The following is a 17,517-nucleotide window of genomic DNA, read 5'->3' as shown; positions in this document are numbered from 1 at the left end:
GTGCCACCGTTTTATCCCAGATTATTCAGGATATCTACTTTGCCTTCGTTTACGAGGCGGTAAATCATTTCGCCAAACAGGGTGTTTACCCACGCAAACCATGAGCGGGTGAATTTGCTTGGATCGTCTTTATAGAATGATTCGTGCATAAAGCCTGTATTGGCATCGGTGTCGCGAAGCATCTTAACGCACTTGCGTATTTCTTCGGCGTCTTTTGTTGTGTTGCAACGCATAATGATACTCATCGGCCAGATGTAACCGAATCCGATGTGCGGGCCGCCTATTCCTTCGCCGGCTGTGCCTTTAAAGAAATACGGGTTGTATTCGCTCAATACGAACTTGCGGGTGTTCTGGTAGATGGGGTCGTTTGCGTCTACACAGCCCAGATAAGGTAGAGCTAACAGGCTGGGCACGTTGGCGTCGTCCATAAATACGTGGTTGTAGAAGCCGTCTACTTCAAATGCGTATATTTTACCGAACTTCGGATGGTTGATGATACCGTATTCTTTTACGGCTGCGTCTACTTCTTTGGCAAGGGCTTCGCACTGGGCGGCAAATGCGTTGTTGCCTTTTATTGTGCGCATCATCTCGGCTAACTGGCGAAGTGAAGTGATGGCAAACAGGTTGGACGGGATAAGGAAACCAAACAGAGTGGCATCGTCTGAAGGGCGGAAAGAAGAAACGATCAGTCCCACCGGACGAACGGGGCTTCCCCAGCCGTCATTAAGCAGGGTGTCTCCCTGACGGTCTGTTACGCGTGTGAACTTGTACGGACCCAGATTGTCTTTGCGTTGTTGTTCGATGAATGTTTTGTATACGGATTGCATGGCCTTTTCCCAATCGGCGTCGAAGGGTGAGGTATCGCCCGTTTTCTTCCAGTAATGATAAGCCAGACGGATGGGATAGCAAAGCGAATCGATTTCCCATTTGCGTTCGTGAAGTTCTTTCTTCATTTCGGTGTTGTCGCTTTTCCATTCGCTGCCTGTCGGGCCTTCGTTGAAGCCGTTGGCGTAGGGGTCTTTCAGTATGCACCAAGTCTGGCGGTTGATAACACCGGCAAGCATGGTTTTCACCTTCGGATCTTCGTTGGCAAACTGGATATGAGGGAATACCTGTGCCGACGAATCGCGCAGCCACATAGCGTGGATGTCTCCGGTAAGGACGAAGGTGTCCGGCTTGCCGTTAATCATCTTGTGTTCGCAAGTGGTGTCAAGTGTGTTGGGGAAACAGTTTTCGAACATCCAGGCCAGTTTTTCGTCTTTTAGTTTGGCTTTTGTCGTCTTGATAGCTTTTTCTACTGCTTCGGAGGTGAATTGGCGTTTCTCCGGTGCCGGACGCTGGCAAACATACTGCAAAGCGGCTGCTGTGCCGGGCATGCTGTCGTACTTGCCTGCTGCTTCGGCCATGCTGGTAATCGATTTCTCTCCAACCATTAGGCCGGCCAGTGCAAGGCCACCGTTTCTAAGGAAGTTTCTGCGAGTTGTCATTTTTGTAATGTGTTTAATAAGTAATTATTTAATGTTTCCAATTACCGAATAAAGTTCGATCATGCAGGGTGGTTAGCCCGCGTAAAAGTACAACATAAAACTAAGGAGTGGCAGAATAAGAGCTATTTTTTTGTACTATCCACCCCTTGCTTCAGTTTTGTAGAGTAATGAAACAAATCAAATGCTAGGGGAAGAATTAGCTAAATAAGAGAAAAACGCGTAATATTGCATTTACATTAATAATATAAATGCCGCGTATATGAAATATCTGAAAAAACTGCTGTGGCTTGCCTGTTTGGGTATTACTTATCCTGCTGTTGCACAAGAGGCAGGCAAAGCCATGACTTTCGAAAATCTGGTTGAATGGAACCGTATTTCTTCTAAAAGTATTTCCAATGATGGAAAATGGGTAACTTGTCAAATGGAGCCTTGGGTTGGGGATGCTACCGTTAAGTTATATGATGTAAAAGGAAAAGAGGTAGCTTCTTTTTGCCCGGCTGATAAAGCTGTTTTTTCTTCTTCTTCCCGTTACTTACTTGCTGTAAGTAAACCAACGGTGAAGGAAACAGACTCTTTAAAGTTGAAAAAGACGAAGGAAGATGATATGCCTATGGATAAATTGATTATTTATCATTTATCCGGGAAACAGGAGACGATTGACTCTCTGAAAAACTACAAATTAGCGGAATCTGCCGATTGGATAGCTTATCAACGTGGCCGGAAAGATTCTACATTGTATATCCGTTCCCTGGATGGAAGCAAAACATTTCAATTTCCGTCTGTAACAGAATATAAGTTTGCGAAAAAAAGTGCTATGCTCTTCTACATTTCTATTGAAGATAAAGAGTTGCAGCCTGGTTTATTTACATTGAATCCGGATAAGGGAACACCTGTCTTGATCAAGGAGGGAAAAGGTGTGTTTAAACAGACAACTTTCGATGAACAAGGTAACCGTATAGCTTTTCTTTATTGTGCTGATAAAGATTCGGTATATAAAGCACTCGATTTATGGTTGTCCGAGAATAATGTGCCGGCTAAATTACTGGCCGGACGGGGCAATAAAGCTTTCCCAACCGGTTGGGTAGTGAATGAAAATGGAGAGTTGCAGTTCTCAAAGAATGCAGCCCGTCTTTTCTTTGGTACTTCACCTGAGCCGAAGCAAAAAGATACGACTATTCTGGCCGCCAATCGTCCGGAAGTACAGGTATGGAGCTGGAATGAACCAGTTCAGTATACTGTACAAAATTATAATAAGGAAAAGGAACTGAAACGAAGTTATCGTGCAGTCTATAATTTAAGTGATGGCTCTCTGTTTCAACTGGCCGATAAGGAATTACCTGATATTAAGTTAGGTGATGAAGGTAATTCATCTGTTGCTTTGCTCTCTACTTCGCGTCCTTATTCTCTTTCTTCTATGTGGGAAGGACGTACTCGCAGTGATTATTATACCGTGTCGTTGGATAATGGAGAGAGAAAACCGTTGCTAACGGCCGATTACGGTGATTTGGATATTTCTCCGGCAGGCAAATATGCTTATTGGTATGCTGAAACGGATAGCAGTTGGTATACTGTTGCTTTGGCAAGCGGCACGAAGTATCGTCTTTCTACTCCGCAAACTTTTCCTGCCTGGGACGAAGAAAATGACGTTCCTGATTATCCCAGTTCTTATGGCTCGGCGGGATGGACAACGGATGACAAATATTTACTGGTATATGACCGTTATGATCTTTGGCGTTTTGATCCGATAGGAGAGGCTGCGCCAGTGAACCTTACAGTGGACGGAAGAAAGAAAGATATATCTTATAATTGGATACGCCTGGATAAGGAAACACGTGCTATTAACCTGAACGAACCTCAGCTATTAATAGGCTTCAACCGGACAACGAAAGGGTATGGTTATTATCAGGCAAAGTTGTCTTCTCCGGGAGCTCCTAAAACATTGCTTGCAGGCAACTTCATGCTGAGTGTTCCTTTAAAGGCCAAGAATACGGATGCCGTTATTTATACATCTGAGACGTTTGAACAATATCCGGATATTCGTCTTTCTGATCTGAATTTTAAACAATCCATTCAGTTGACTCATGGTAACTGGCAGCAGGAAGACTTCCTTTGGGGAACAACAGAAATGGTTTCCTGGATTTCTTTGGATGGTCGTCCGTTGGAGGGCGTGGTGTATAAGCCGGCCAATTTTGATCCGAAGAAGAAATATCCGATGATTGTCAATTTCTACGAACGGAACGCCGACACATATTATAGCTACCACATGCCTGAACCCGGACGCTCTACTGTGGATTATCATTTATACAACAGTCATGAATATATTATTTTTAATCCGGATGTACGTTATGTAGACGGCTACCCCGGACAGAGTTGTTATAATTGTGTTATGCCGGGTGTAACCATGATGATTTCTAAAGGCTATATTGATGAAAAAGCGATTGCTGCACAAGGCCATAGCTGGGGCGGTTATCAGGTGGCTTATCTGGCAACACGCACCAATCTGTTTGCAGCTATCGAGTCTGGAGCACCTGTCGTAAATATGTTTAGCGCGTATGGCGGTATTCGTTGGGGATCAGGTTTGAACCGTTCATTCCAGTATGAGCATACGCAGAGCCGTATTGGTGGAACTCCCTGGAGTGCACCATTGCGATATCTTGAAAATTCACCCCTTTTCCATATGAATAAGGTGCAAACGCCAATCCTTATCATGCATAATGATGCAGATGGACATGTGCCCTGGTATCAGGGAATAGAATATTTTATTGCTTTGAAACGTTTACATAAACCGGCTTGGTTGCTTAACTATCCGGGAAGTCCTCATTGGCCGGAACCAATGGCAGATCGTGTAGACTTTCAGAAGCGCATGTTCCAGTTCTTCGATCATTATTTGAAGAAGAGCCCGATGCCTAAATGGATGTCGGAAGGTGTACAGGCAACGGAGCAGCCTTTTGAATTAGGATATTAGCTTTTAGGGGTTGCCCTTTTGGAGTGTAAGATTTCAGGTTCATCCGACAGATGTATGATATGTTGTTGGATGAACCTTCTTTGTTTGATAGTATGAAACCTGGACAGGATTTTAACTGCTTATGTTCAGCTTGTTAGAGATACATCCTTTTTATGCTTCATTTCTTTCCTTACGAAACGTTATATGGTGATTTGGGTGAGGCTTTATCCGTACCAAACAAGATTGCTTTGAGGAGTGAATAGTGATATTTTTATATCATCGGGATCATTTTGTAAAATCATCCCGATGATTTTTAGAAAAGATCGGGATCAATACTGTTCCTTCTGTAGCGGCCATATCACGGGCGCATGAATTGGCAAACAAAATAAAAGGCTCCTTAAATTGATCAAAGAGCCATGAAAATCTTGTTAATTCGGTTTGCCGTTCATTCATAATTGATGCAAAAGTAATAAAAAAGTATTTCCTTTTGGTGATTGTCCGGTTAAAAGCATTACTTTTGTACCTCATAATTAGTTGAACAAGAAAAAAATGGATAAAGTAAGTTATGCCCTTGGTTTAAGTATCGGCAATAATTTCCAGAACTCTGGAATCAATAATCTTCAGGTTGAAGATTTCATGCAAGGATTGAAAGACGTATTGTCTGAAACCAAACCTGTTATAAGCTATGATGAGGCAAAACAGATAATCAATGATTATTTTGTAAAACTTCAACAGGAAAAGTTGGAGATTAATAAAAAAGCAGGAGAAGAATTTTTGAATATCAATAAGCATAAAGCAGGCGTAAATGTATTGCCTAGCGGACTGCAATATGAGGTACTGAAGAAAGGAACCGGTGCAAAGCCTACAGCATCAGATAAAGTAAAATGTCATTATCACGGAACTTTGATAAATGGGACTGTTTTTGATAGTTCAGTGCAAAGAGGCGAACCCGCAGTGTTTGGTGTATCGCAAGTTATTCCGGGATGGGTTGAGGCATTACAGTTAATGGAAGTCGGTTCTAAATGGAGATTGTTTATCCCTTCCGACTTGGCTTATGGCGAACATGGTGCCGGAGAAGCAATCGAACCGAACAGTACGCTCGTGTTTGATGTTGAATTATTGGATATAGTAAAATGATTAAATACAAAAAGAAAATGAAAAAGTTTGGTGTATTAGCTACTACAGCTATCGTGGCATTAGGTATCTCTGTCTCTTCTTGCAATTCGCATCCTACGGCAAATTTAAAAACTGCCGCTGACAGTGCAAGTTATGCAATCGGTGTAAGCACCGGTTTGAACTATAAGGAAAACCTGAAAACTTTGCCTGGTGGCGAAGCTAACATCGATGCATTGATTGCAGGTTTTGTTCAGGCTATTAAAGGTGATTCTACAAAGATGTCTATGCAAGAAGCACAGAATTATTTGCAGACTTATTTTGTAGAAGCTCAAGCTCGTGAAGCAAGTAAAACAAAAGAAGAAGGTGATAAATTCCTTGCTGAAAATAAGACAAAAGACGGTGTTATTACAACTCCGAGCGGTCTTCAATATAAAGTGGAAAAAGAAGGTACAGGTGCAAAACCTACTGATGATGATAAAGTAAAAGTTCATTATACCGGTACTTTGTTGGATGGTACTAAATTTGACAGCTCACTTGATCGCGGCGAACCATTGACAATTGGTGTAGGTAATGTTATCAAAGGTTGGACAGAAGGTCTTAAGTTGATGCCTGTAGGTTCTAAATACATTTTCTGGATTCCTGCAGAATTAGCTTATGGCGAACGCGGCGCAGGCCAGGATATCAAACCGAACAGTACATTGAAGTTTGAAGTGGAATTGCTGGAAATTGTAAAAGACGACGACAAGAAATAATATTTCCTTTGTTTAGTTAACGGGCGGGCAAAATATGCTAAAAAGCATTATTTGCCCGCCTTTATTATTTATTTAGCACTTTTTTCTTTCAGAATGACATTTGATTCAAATTAATTATATACTTTTGATACATTAAACTATAGTGCATTATAAAGCAAATTGAAAAATGGAGAAGATTGACAAACTGGATCGGCAGATATTGAACATTATTTCAAAAAATGCCAGGATTCCTTTTAAGGATGTTGCCGAAGAATGTGGTGTCTCACGTGCAGCCATTCATCAACGGGTACAGCGCATGATTGATATGAATGTGATCGTTGGGTCGGGATATCATATCAATCCGAAAATTTTGGGTTATAATACCTGTACTTATATTGGTGTTAAGCTGGAACGCGGATCCATGTATAAAGATGTGGTTCCGGAGTTTGAGAAAATTCCGGAAGTAGTGGAATGTCATTTTACTACGGGGCCGTATACAATGCTTATTAAATTGTATGCGCGTGACAACGAGCATTTGATGGAGCTTTTGAATTCTAAAATTCAGGAAATCCCGGGAGTTACGGCAACTGAAACATTAATATCCTTGCGTCAGAGTGTAAAACGGGAAATACCGATCTGCAATATCAGCGAGTAAATAATAGATATATACTGAAATAAATAAACCCTTCATGGCTTGTCTGACAAGAACTATGAAGGGTTGTTTGTTTTAGTATGTTTGTGTGTTATAGTATATTTTATGCATTATTCGTACCTTTGTAACCCGTGTGTATTGTGTAGATAAATATCATATGAGTAAATATATAGCAGTATTATTGTTTAGTTGCCTGTCTTTATGGCTTTGCGCCGGTGAAAGTTACTGTTTTCGTGTCTATCTGAAAGATAAAGGGAATTCCGGTTATACGGTTGATAAACCGGATGCCTATCTCTCCGAACGTGCAATAGAACGCCGGGCAAAACAAGGAAAACAAATCTCAGTTTCTGATTTGCCTATTGCCCGTGCCTATTTGGATTCATTGGCTGATTGTGGAGGAAAACCAATCGTACAGAGCAAATGGTTCTCGACAGTAGTTGTGGCATGTGCTGATAGCCTGGCCTCCGAACAGTTAAAACGGCTTTCTTTTGTGGATTCTGTGAAATGGGTCTGGAAAGGAGATTGGGAAACAAAGGTCGTAGCCCGTGATGATACGTCTTTATTTGTACCCTCCGACGAACCTTTAGAAACGTTTTATGGTTATGCAGAAGATCAGATTAAAATGTTGAACGGTGTAAAATTACATAATGCCGGGTATAAGGGTGAAGGTATGCAAATTGCCGTGATTGATGCCGGATTCATGAATGTAGACCGTATAAGTATATTTAGCTCATTGAAGCTACTGGGTACACAGAATTTTGTTTTTCCCGGAGAAAGTGTTTTTGATGATGACGACCATGGGACTAAGGTATTGTCTTGTTTGGCTTCAAATGTCCCGGGTTTAATGGTGGGGACAGCTCCCGAAGCATCTTATTGGCTGATAAAAAGTGAAGATAGCCGGTCTGAATATCCGATAGAAGAAGATTATTGGGCTGCTTCTGTTGAGTTTGCCGATAGCGTTGGGGTTGATGTCATTACTTCTTCTTTAGGGTATTTTACGTATGATGCGGGTGAGTTGATTTACAGTCAGTCGGCTTTGGATGGAAAGACTGCACTTATCAGCCGTGCTGCGCATAAGGCTTCTGAAAAAGGAATTTTGGTGTTTTGCAGCGCCGGCAACGAAGGAAATGGTTATTGGGAGAAAATAACTTTCCCTTCGGATGCTTCTGATGTCGTAACCGTAGGAGCAATAACAGAGAAGAAGAAAAAGAGTGTGTTTAGTTCCGTTGGGCTTACGGCGGATTACAGGGTAAAACCCGATGTTGTTGCTTTGGGTAGTGGTTGTTGTGTAATAGATTCTTCGGGTAATATACATTACGCAAACGGGACATCTTTTTCAACTCCTATCCTTGCCGGTTTGGGAGTTTGTTTATGGCAGGCATTCCCGGAATTGAGCAATAAGGAAATGATAGAGTTATTGCAACGATCATCCAGCCAATACAACCAGCCGGATGCGGAGTTGGGATATGGTATTCCGGATGTGTTCAAAGCGTATAAAAACAAGAGTAAATATGTCGCAAGAACAGAATAGCATAGAGATTGAAAAAGAAGCGTTTTCACTCTTGGAATTAACAACCCGGGTAAAGAAAACGGTCTATGAATCTTTTTCCGATACTTATTGGGTACGTGCCGAAATGAGTGATGTGCGTACAAATATGTCTTCCGGACATTGTTATTTGGAATTTATCGAAAAAAATACAATAACAGGACAAATTGTAGCTCGTGCCAGAGGAACGATATGGGCGAAAACGTTCCGTATGGTGAAACCTTATTTTGAAATGGAAACCGGGCAGTTGTTTGCTTCCGGAATAAAGGTACTGGTAAAAGTTATTGTTGAGTTTCATGAATTGTATGGTTTTAGCCTGACTGTTATAGATATTGATCCCGCTTACACTTTGGGTGATATGGTGCGTAAGCGGATGGAGATAATTCGTCAGTTACAGGAAGAAGGAGTATTGACATTAAATAAAGAACTTCCTTTTCCTGCATTGCCACAACGAATTGCGGTGGTTACCTCTGCTACGGCCGCCGGATATGAAGATTTTCTGAATCAGTTATCTTTGAACAAAGCAGGCTATCCTTTTTATGTAAAACTTTTTCCGGCTTTGATGCAAGGTGAAAAAACGGAGGCTTCCGTCATTTCAGCATTGGATAAGATTTATCATTATGCAGATAGTTTTGATGTCGTGGTTATCATCCGGGGTGGTGGTGCAACATCGGATTTGAATAGTTTCGATTCTTATTTGCTGGCTGCTAATTGTGCCCAGTTCCCGTTGCCTGTTATTACAGGAATTGGCCATGAGCGGGATGATACGATTGTTGATATGGTAGCTCATACCCGAATGAAAACACCTACGGCTGTGGCTGAGTTTCTTATTGGACGAATGGACGCAGCTGCAGACGAATTAAATGCTTTGCAGCAAGATATTTGTGCATCGGCTGTTGATGTTCTTCAAAAACGAAAGAACTATCTCCAATTGGTAGGAAACCGGTTGCCGGCAATAGTGGTAAATAAGATCGAACGAAACCGGGCTACATTGCAGGCATTAGGAAGCAAATTGCCAACTGCAGCATCTTCTCTTTTAAAGCTACGCAATTCTTTGCTGAATGCTGCCCGGCTACGATTGGGAAACTTGGCGGTTTTTAAATTGAAAGAAGGCGAACGTTTTATACAGCTTACAGAACAATTTATAAAAATGGCTTCGCCGGAATATATTTTGAAACGTGGATATAGCTTATCTTTGAAGAACGGAAAAATTATAAAGCACGCTGCAGACTTGCAACCTGGTGATGAATTGATAACCCGGTTTGCCGATGGTAGTGTATATAGTACGGTAAATAAAATAAAATGATATGGCAGAGAAGAAAGAAACATATAACGAAGCAGTAGAGAAACTTCGTGAGATTGTAGCTGATATTGAAAATGGCGATTTGGATGTTGACATTCTTTCGGAGAAGGTGAAAGAGGCAACCCGCCTGATCAAACTTTGTAAGGAAAAATTATATAAAGCAGACGGGGAAGTGAAAAAAATACTGGAAGAATTGGATGTATGAAGAAGTCTGTATTGATAGTTGCCGGAGGTAAAGGGCTTCGTATGGGAGGCGATTTACCCAAACAATTCATACCAATGAACGGAAAACCTGTATTGATGCATACGTTGGAGACTTTTCACCGATGGGATGAGGCTGCCCGCCTTATATTGGTTTTACCGGAAGAACATCAGTCTTATTGGAAGATGTTGTGTAAAGAAATAGGATGTGGTGTGCCCCATGAGGTTGTTAACGGAGGAGAGACTCGTTTTCATTCCGTTCGGAACGGTTTGGAATTTCTTTCGGAACGGTTTGGAGTTTCTTTCGGGAGGAACGAAAATGTTTTCGTTGGTGTGCACGATGGAGTACGTCCGTTTGTTTCCAAAGAAGTGATAACGGCTTGCTTTGAAAAAGCGCAACAATGCGGTAATGCTATCCCGGTAATGCCGATGATTGAATCTTTACGTGAATTGGATGGCGAAGGCAGCCATCCGGTAGACCGTAGTCGATATATTACCGTACAAACGCCTCAGGTATTTTCTTCCTGTTTATTATTGAAGGCTTATAAACAGCCGTATTCACCTTTGTTTACAGATGATGCTTCGGTTGTTGAAGCGATAGGGGAAGTTGTGCATACAGTGGAAGGTAACCGTGAGAATATAAAGATAACGACACCTTTTGATCTGTTGGTTGCAAATGCTATTTTTGCAGACAGGTGTAATTTATAAAGTGAAATGCTTGATCTTGATAAACGGTCTATAACGTATCTGCAGGGTGTAGGACCTAAAAAGGCGGAAATTTTGCAGAAGGAAGCTGATATTTCTTCTTATGAAGACTTGTTGTTTTATTTTCCTTACAAATACATAGACCGCAGCCGCTTTTACAAAATAGCCGAGATCAATGGGAATATGCCTTACATTCAACTAAAAGGGCGCATCCTTTATTTTGATACTTTTGGAGAGGGACGAAGTAAACGTTTGGTGGGTAAGTTTACGGATGGTACAGGTACGATTGATCTTGTCTGGTTTAAAGGGTTGAATTATGTGACCGATAAAATCAAGCCGGGATTGGATTATATCGTGTTTGGCAGGCCTGCCGAATTTGGGCATATTTATAGCATCCCGCATCCCGATATTGACCCGGTAGATCAGGCAGATCAGGTTTCAGGCGGTTTGACGCCTTTTTATAATACAACGGAAAAGATGAAGAAATCTTTTCTGAATTCTCGGTCGATACAAAACTTGCAGTATACTTTATTAAGCTGGCTGAATTGGGAAGTTCCGGAAACGCTTTCGCCCGATGTGTTACAGCGTATCCGTATGGTTTCACTTACCGAAGCAATGCGTAATATTCACTTTCCCGAATCGGCGGAGAAACTCAAAAATGCACAGTTACGTTTGAAGTTCGACGAACTGTTTTTTATTCAATTGAATATCCTTCGTACGGCAAACGTGAGAAAACTTAAACTTAAAGGAATTATTTTTCCTACGGTAGGGCACTTCTTCAATACCTTTTACAAAGAGTATCTCCCTTTTGAGTTGACAGGGGCTCAGAAACGTGTGGTGCGTGAAATCCGTTCGGATATGGGGAGCGGACGGCAGATGAATCGTTTGCTCCAAGGTGATGTGGGTAGTGGAAAAACATTGGTTGGTTTGCTTGCTATGTTGCTGGCTGTAGACAATCATTGCCAGGCATGTATGATGGCTCCTACCGAAATTCTTGCGACACAGCATTATGCAACGGTGATGGGGTTTCTGAAAGATATGGATATTAAGGTTGCTTTGCTAACCGGTTCTACTCCGAAAAGAGAAAGAAATAAGATATTGCCTGCCATTGCTAATGGTGAAATCCAGATAGTTGTTGGTACTCATGCGTTGATAGAAGAAACTGTTGTTTTTTCTTCTTTAGGACTGGCTATTATAGATGAACAACATCGTTTCGGAGTGGAACAGCGTTCACGTTTATGGACAAAGAATGCAATAGTGCCGCATGTCTTGGTTATGACAGCTACGCCTATTCCGCGTACGTTGGCCATGACGTTGTATGGCGATTTGGATGTGTCGGTAATAGATGAACTGCCTCCGGGACGAAAACCGATACAGACAGTTCACCGTTACGATAATAAGAAGGCTCAATTGTATGACTTCTTACGGAAAGAAATCAATTTGGGACGCCAGGTTTATGTAGTATATCCGTTAATCGAAGGAAATGAAAAGCTGGATTATAAAAATCTGGAAGACGGTTTTAAACTGTTTAAGGAGATGTTTCCCGAGTATAAAGTTTGTATGGTGCACGGACGTATGAAGGCTGCGGATAAAGAACGTGAAATGCAGAAATTTATATCCGGCGAAGCCCATATCCTGATGGCAACAACAGTTATTGAAGTAGGAGTAAATGTACCGAATGCTTCGGTTATGGTAATAGAAAGCGCTGAACGCTTTGGCCTGTCCCAACTGCATCAGTTGCGTGGACGGGTAGGACGTGGAGCAGACCAGTCGTATTGTATTTTAGTCTCTTCTTATAAGTTGAGTAATGAGACCCGCAAACGTCTGGAGATTATGGTAAATAGTAATAATGGATTTGAAATAGCCGAAGCCGATTTGCGACTTCGCGGACATGGTGATTTGGAAGGAACCCGCCAGAGCGGAGAAGGCATTTATCTTAAAATTGCCGATTTGGCTGCCGATGGTCAAATTCTTCAGTTTGCACGTGAAGTGGCACAAGATATTTTGAACGAAGACCCGGAGTTGCTGTCCGATACTCATAGGATATTGAACGAACGGTTAAAAACGTTATTTTCCAGAAAGGTGAACTGGGGAATGATAAGTTAATATGTTGTAAAACATATTGTGATATAATCACTTGTATATCAAATGGTTTTTGTGTTTGATTTATTTTTGTTTATTCTCATTGTGGAAATTTTTCTATAATTCTTTTTGAGGGTTTACTTAATTTCACGAACTTTGGCAAACTGACTTTTGGGCTGATGGGCTGAAAGTCTTTGTTTTTCATGATCTAAGAAGAATAAATTAATAAAATGAGTATAAAAGCATTACTTATAATATGTTGTTCCGTTGTATTTGTGTCGGCAGGGAGTGCCCAGAATAGAGATAAAAAAGGAACATCCCCGAAGATAACTTCACATACTAAATTAATGGATGAACGTGTTTCCGAACTAATGGCAGACCGTGTCGGCTTTAAAAAAGATATTACTCTTAAAGCATTGGCCGAATTAGAAGAGCAAGCCGAATTAGAAGAGGAAGAATTGTTATTTCCTGCAGACGAATTATATGGCTCTAACTGGGATACCCGTTGGGTAAACCCTTTTCGTGAAGGCAAAGTGGAATTTCCTGATTCATGTGCGATAAATTGTGCTTCTTTTACAATGCCGATTGATTCGATGACTCGTATCACCTCTAAATATGGCCCGCGTCGTCGGCGTATGCATAAAGGAATTGATTTGAAGGTGCAGATTGGAGATACGATTCGCGCAGCTTTTGATGGTAAAATCCGTATTTGTAATTTTGAACGCCGTGGATATGGCAATTACGTGGTAATTCGTCATCCGAATGGTTTGGAGACAATTTATGGTCATCTTTCTAAGATATTAGTTAAAATAAACAATATAGTACGTGCGGGAGATCCGATTGCTTTAGGAGGTAATACCGGACGTTCTACAGGCTCTCATCTTCACTTTGAAACCCGTTTCCTGGGACAGGCAATAAATCCTTCAGAAATTATAGATTTCGAAAATGGAGTTCCTCACCAGGATACTTATGTATTTCATAATGTGAAAATAAACGGACGTAAGAGTAATATTTATACTTCATCCGATAATCAATTGGTCTATCACCGCGTGAAATCGGGTGATACATTGGGTAAAATAGCCCGTTTATACGGAACAACAGTTAATGAACTTTGCCGTTTGAATGGGTTGAAAAGCACATCGATACTTCGTTTAGGTCAGTCAATTCGTTGTAGTGCAAACGGCCAGAGAAGTGTGTCAAAGACTCGCTCCAAACAGGGAGCCTCGTCTGTGCAAAAGGCATCAAAGACAAAGGTCGAGGCAACTACAGCTGCTGTAGCCTCACTTCAGGATAATACTTCAAATAGTAAACCGGGGCAGACTCCGGTTTATCATCGTATTAAATCGGGAGATACATTGGGTGCAATTGCAACTAAATACGGAACAACGGTTTCCAAATTATGCCAGTTGAATGGCATTTCTAAAACTACTGTTTTGAGACTGGGACGTTCTATCCGTTGTTCATAATAGAAATTTAAACAGGTTTATAATGAAAAAAGGCACGAGTTGATTCCCGTGCCTTTTTTATCCCTATCTTTGTCGTATAATTTATATAGGTTATGCCAGAAACGAAGGAACAGTTCGATAAAGTTATATTCCTATGTCGGGAATTATTTGAGAAAAAGTTGAAAGACTATGGTCCGTCATGGCGTATTATGCGCCCTCAGTCGGTTACCGATCAGATATTTATTAAAGCAAACCGTATTCGAAGTCTTGAAACCAAAGGGGTGAGCATGATTGACGAAGGTATTCGTCCTGAGTTTATAGCTATCGTCAATTACGGTGTAATTGGATTAATCCAGTTGGGGCTGGGGTTTTCTGATACGACGGATATAACTAATGATGAGGCATTGGCGTTATATGATAAATACATCACAGCAACCAAAGAATTAATGTATGCCAAAAATCATGATTATGATGAAGCATGGCGTAGTATGCGTATCAGTTCCTATACAGATTTGATTCTTATGAAGATTTACAGAACAAAGCAGATAGAGAGTCATGATGGCAAGACATTAGTGTCTGAAGGTGTAGATGCCAATTATATGGATATGGTGAATTATGCTTTGTTTGGCTTGATTAAATTGGAATTCGGCGAGGAATAACAATGAAAGGAAAAGAGACAGTACTGAAAATCATTGCAGAGAGCTGTCGTTTACTGATAGGACTTGTATTTATTTTTTCCGGAACAGTAAAGGCAGTAGACCCGATGGGAGGAGCTATCAAGATTGGTGAATATCTTGCTTCTTTCGGGCTTGACAAGTTACAATCTTTTTCCGTATTAATCTCCTTTAATCTGTCTGCTGCAGAGTTTACTTTGGGAGTATGTGTTTTGTTGGGGGTATATCGCAGATATGCATCTTTCCTTACGCTTGTATTTATGCTGTTTATGACGCCGTTGACGTTGTATTTGGCACTTTATGATCCGGTTTCCGATTGCGGATGTTTTGGTGATGCGTTGGTTATAACTAACTGGCAGACATTTTATAAAAATATTCTTCTTCTGGCTGCTGCGATAATTGTATTTATTTATAATCAGAAATTATTGCAATGTTATACATACAAAGTATATTGGTTTATAGCTTTGTTTGCTTATGCTTTTAATGTATGTTTTGCCTATTATAACTATAATCATCTTCCGATCTTGGACTTTCGTCCATATAAGGTAGGAGCGAATATTCCGGCTTTGATGTCTATACCGGAAGGTGCGCCGGAGGACGAATATCGCTATTCATTCATTTATGAGAAAGATGGTGTAAAACAGGAATTTTCATTAAATGATGTTCCTGCAGATGACAGTACCTGGACTTTTGTCGATTCAAAAACAGAATTGATAAAGCAAGGATATATACCTCCGGTTGCAGCGTTCAATATTTATAATGACAAAGACGAAGATGTTACAGACCTAATATTGGATAATCAGGATGGAGTGCTGCTGTTGGTAGCTCCTAAACTGGAACATGCGAGCGATGAACGGATTGATGAAATAAATAATCTTTACGATTATGCTTTGGAAAACAATATTCCGTTTTACTGTGTGACAGGTTCTGCACCGGCAGCTATAGCTGAATGGAGTGATAATACTGGAGCTGAATATCCCTTCCTCATGGCAGATGAAGTATTGCTGAAAACAATTATCCGTTCTAATCCTGGTTTAGTGCTTCTAAAGGGAGGTACAGTATTGGCAAAATGGCATTATAACGATATTCCGCAAGAAGAAGATCTGAAAAAAGTAATAGATGGTTATCTGCTGGGAAAAGAGCCTGTGGCTAAAGAAGATGGTCTGTTATTAACCAACCTATTAACTTTTACCGTACCTTTGTTGCTCGTTTGGATGTATGATTTCGGGAGAAATCGCCGAAAGAAAAAAACTGGTAAAAACGAGGCAGAAAAGAAATAAGTTATTGTATTATATATTAAATAATAAGAATTATGAGAAAGAATATTGTTGCAGGAAACTGGAAGATGAATACTACTCTTCCTGAAGGTTTGGCATTGGCTAAAGGTTTGAACGAAGCATTGAAGGGCAAAACTCCGAATTGCGATGTAATTATCGGAACTCCGTTTACTCACTTGGCAAGTGTTGCAGCTGTTATTGATACAAATAAGATTGGTGTTGCTGCTGAAAACTGCGCAGACCAAGCTGCGGGTGCTTATACCGGCGAAGTTTCTGCTGCTATGGTGGCTTCTACAGGTGCAAAATATGTTATTTTAGGCCACTCTGAAAGACGTGCTTATTATCACGAAACTCCGGAAATCCTGAAGACAAAAGTAAATCTGGCTTTGGCTAATGGCTTGACTCCTATTTTTTGTATCGGTGAAGTATTGGAAGAAAGAGAAGCTGGTAAACATTTTGAAGTGGTAGACGCTCAGATTAAAGGTTCTTTGTTTGATCTGTCTGCTGAAGACTTCGGCAAGATTGTTTTGGCTTACGAACCGGTTTGGGCTATTGGCACAGGTAAGACTGCAACGTCTGACCAGGCAGAAGAAATTCATGCTCATATCCGTGCAACGTTGGCTGCTAAATATGGTAAAGAAGTTGCAGACAACTGCACTATCCTTTATGGTGGTAGTTGCAATGCAGGCAATGCAAAAGAATTGTTCTCTAAACCGAATGTAGATGGCGGTTTGATTGGTGGCGCTTCTTTGGCTGTTGATAAATTCATGCCTATTATCGAAGCATTTTAATTAAGCAAAATAAAATAAGGGCAGCCTGGTGAAGGTTGCCCCTATATCATTTGTCCAGATGAAGAAATTTCCTTGTATTATATCGTTTTTATTTTTTCTGTTTTGTGTAGTAAGCATCTCTGCTCAGACATTAGACGGGCCTGTTACAACTATATTCGATGATTTGCAATTATCCGGATATGGGAAAGGGCAGGTAATAGTAAATCAGTCCTCCGCTATCCGTAACATGATTGGTGCACGTATGCATGGAGCAAATGTGGAGAAGACAGACAATGAAACTTATCTGAAGATACAAGGTTTCCGTACACAAGTATTTTCCGGTAACAACCAGAGAAAGTCTAAAGATGAAGCATTCCGTAAAGAGAAAGAAATTAAGGAAATGTTTCCGGATGTACCTACTTATGTTACTTATAATGCTCCTTTCTGGAAATTGCGTGTCGGGGATTTTCGTTCACATGAAGAAGCTTATCACATGATGCGCCTTTTAATGGATGCATTTCCTTCATATGGAAAAGAGATGTATATAGTAAAAGAAGAAATTAAGATTCCGTTGAACTAATACG

15 protein-coding genes are annotated in these 17,517 nt (G+C 40.8%); 14 read left to right on the top strand and 1 reads right to left on the bottom strand.

The window, feature by feature from the left end; all coding sequences use genetic code 11:
- Positions 1-11 precede the first annotated feature (11 nt).
- Positions 12-1,487 carry a glycoside hydrolase family 125 protein gene (locus C4S38_RS12250; protein WP_103983947.1) on the bottom strand — a complete coding sequence of 492 codons (1,476 nt, stop codon included), beginning with the start codon at positions 1,485-1,487 and terminating at the stop codon, positions 12-14.
- Positions 1,488-1,746: 259 nt separating this feature from the next.
- Between C4S38_RS12250 and C4S38_RS12245 the strand changes: the two genes are divergently transcribed.
- The 14 genes from C4S38_RS12245 to C4S38_RS12180 all read left to right on the top strand — a co-directional run bounded on the left by C4S38_RS12245 (position 1,747) and on the right by C4S38_RS12180 (position 17,513).
- Positions 1,747-4,452 (top strand): S9 family peptidase, encoded by a 2,706-nt coding sequence (locus tag C4S38_RS12245; protein WP_103983946.1) that lies wholly within the window; start codon positions 1,747-1,749, stop codon positions 4,450-4,452.
- Between the two features lie 528 nt (positions 4,453-4,980).
- Positions 4,981-5,568 carry an FKBP-type peptidyl-prolyl cis-trans isomerase gene (locus C4S38_RS12240; protein WP_099464587.1) on the top strand — a complete coding sequence of 196 codons (588 nt, stop codon included), beginning with the start codon at positions 4,981-4,983 and terminating at the stop codon, positions 5,566-5,568.
- A gap of 17 nt (positions 5,569-5,585) precedes the next feature.
- A complete protein-coding gene (locus C4S38_RS12235) occupies positions 5,586-6,299 on the top strand; it encodes an FKBP-type peptidyl-prolyl cis-trans isomerase (protein WP_103983964.1) in 714 nt (237 codons plus the stop codon).
- Between the two features lie 166 nt (positions 6,300-6,465).
- On the top strand, positions 6,466-6,933 hold the full coding sequence (locus tag C4S38_RS12230) for an Lrp/AsnC family transcriptional regulator (RefSeq protein ID WP_099464586.1): 468 nt from the start codon (positions 6,466-6,468) through the stop codon (positions 6,931-6,933).
- 154 nt (positions 6,934-7,087) lie between these two features.
- On the top strand, positions 7,088-8,461 hold the full coding sequence (locus C4S38_RS12225; RefSeq protein ID WP_103983945.1) for a S8 family peptidase: 1,374 nt from the start codon (positions 7,088-7,090) through the stop codon (positions 8,459-8,461).
- Complete coding sequence (gene xseA, locus C4S38_RS12220) at positions 8,442-9,782, top strand: exodeoxyribonuclease VII large subunit (protein WP_103983944.1); 1,341 nt, start codon at positions 8,442-8,444, stop codon at positions 9,780-9,782. Before C4S38_RS12225 ends, xseA begins: the two co-directional genes overlap by 20 nt.
- A gap of 1 nt (position 9,783) precedes the next feature.
- Positions 9,784-9,984, top strand: a complete 201-nt coding sequence (xseB, locus tag C4S38_RS12215) for an exodeoxyribonuclease VII small subunit (protein WP_099464583.1) — start codon at positions 9,784-9,786, stop codon at positions 9,982-9,984.
- A complete protein-coding gene (locus C4S38_RS12210; RefSeq protein ID WP_103983943.1) occupies positions 9,981-10,688 on the top strand; it encodes a 2-C-methyl-D-erythritol 4-phosphate cytidylyltransferase in 708 nt (235 codons plus the stop codon). Before xseB ends, C4S38_RS12210 begins: the two co-directional genes overlap by 4 nt.
- A gap of 6 nt (positions 10,689-10,694) precedes the next feature.
- Positions 10,695-12,791: an ATP-dependent DNA helicase RecG gene (recG, locus tag C4S38_RS12205; protein WP_103983942.1), complete on the top strand. Its 2,097-nt coding sequence runs from the start codon at positions 10,695-10,697 to the stop codon at positions 12,789-12,791.
- A 206-nt stretch (positions 12,792-12,997) separates the two neighbouring features.
- Entirely contained in the window at positions 12,998-14,233 is a 1,236-nt protein-coding gene (locus C4S38_RS12200; protein WP_103983941.1) for a peptidoglycan DD-metalloendopeptidase family protein, read from the top strand.
- A gap of 92 nt (positions 14,234-14,325) precedes the next feature.
- Positions 14,326-14,871 carry a DUF1599 domain-containing protein gene (locus tag C4S38_RS12195; protein ID WP_099464579.1) on the top strand — a complete coding sequence of 182 codons (546 nt, stop codon included), beginning with the start codon at positions 14,326-14,328 and terminating at the stop codon, positions 14,869-14,871.
- A 2-nt stretch (positions 14,872-14,873) separates the two neighbouring features.
- Entirely contained in the window at positions 14,874-16,166 is a 1,293-nt protein-coding gene (locus C4S38_RS12190) for a BT_3928 family protein (RefSeq protein ID WP_103983940.1), read from the top strand.
- A 32-nt stretch (positions 16,167-16,198) separates the two neighbouring features.
- The gene (gene tpiA / locus C4S38_RS12185) at positions 16,199-16,954 is read left to right on the top strand and encodes a triose-phosphate isomerase (RefSeq protein WP_103983939.1); all 756 of its coding nucleotides are present in this window, start codon (positions 16,199-16,201) and stop codon (positions 16,952-16,954) included.
- Between the two features lie 58 nt (positions 16,955-17,012).
- Entirely contained in the window at positions 17,013-17,513 is a 501-nt protein-coding gene (locus C4S38_RS12180) for a cell division protein (RefSeq protein ID WP_103983963.1), read from the top strand.
- The last annotated feature ends 4 nt before the right edge of the window (positions 17,514-17,517 follow it).

The organism is Parabacteroides chinchillae (genome assembly GCF_900108035.1).
Classification (GTDB): Bacteria; Bacteroidota; Bacteroidia; order Bacteroidales; family Tannerellaceae; genus Parabacteroides; species Parabacteroides chinchillae.
The sequence above is the reverse complement of the archived record's forward strand: the minus strand, read 5'-3'. Positions and strand labels throughout refer to the sequence as shown.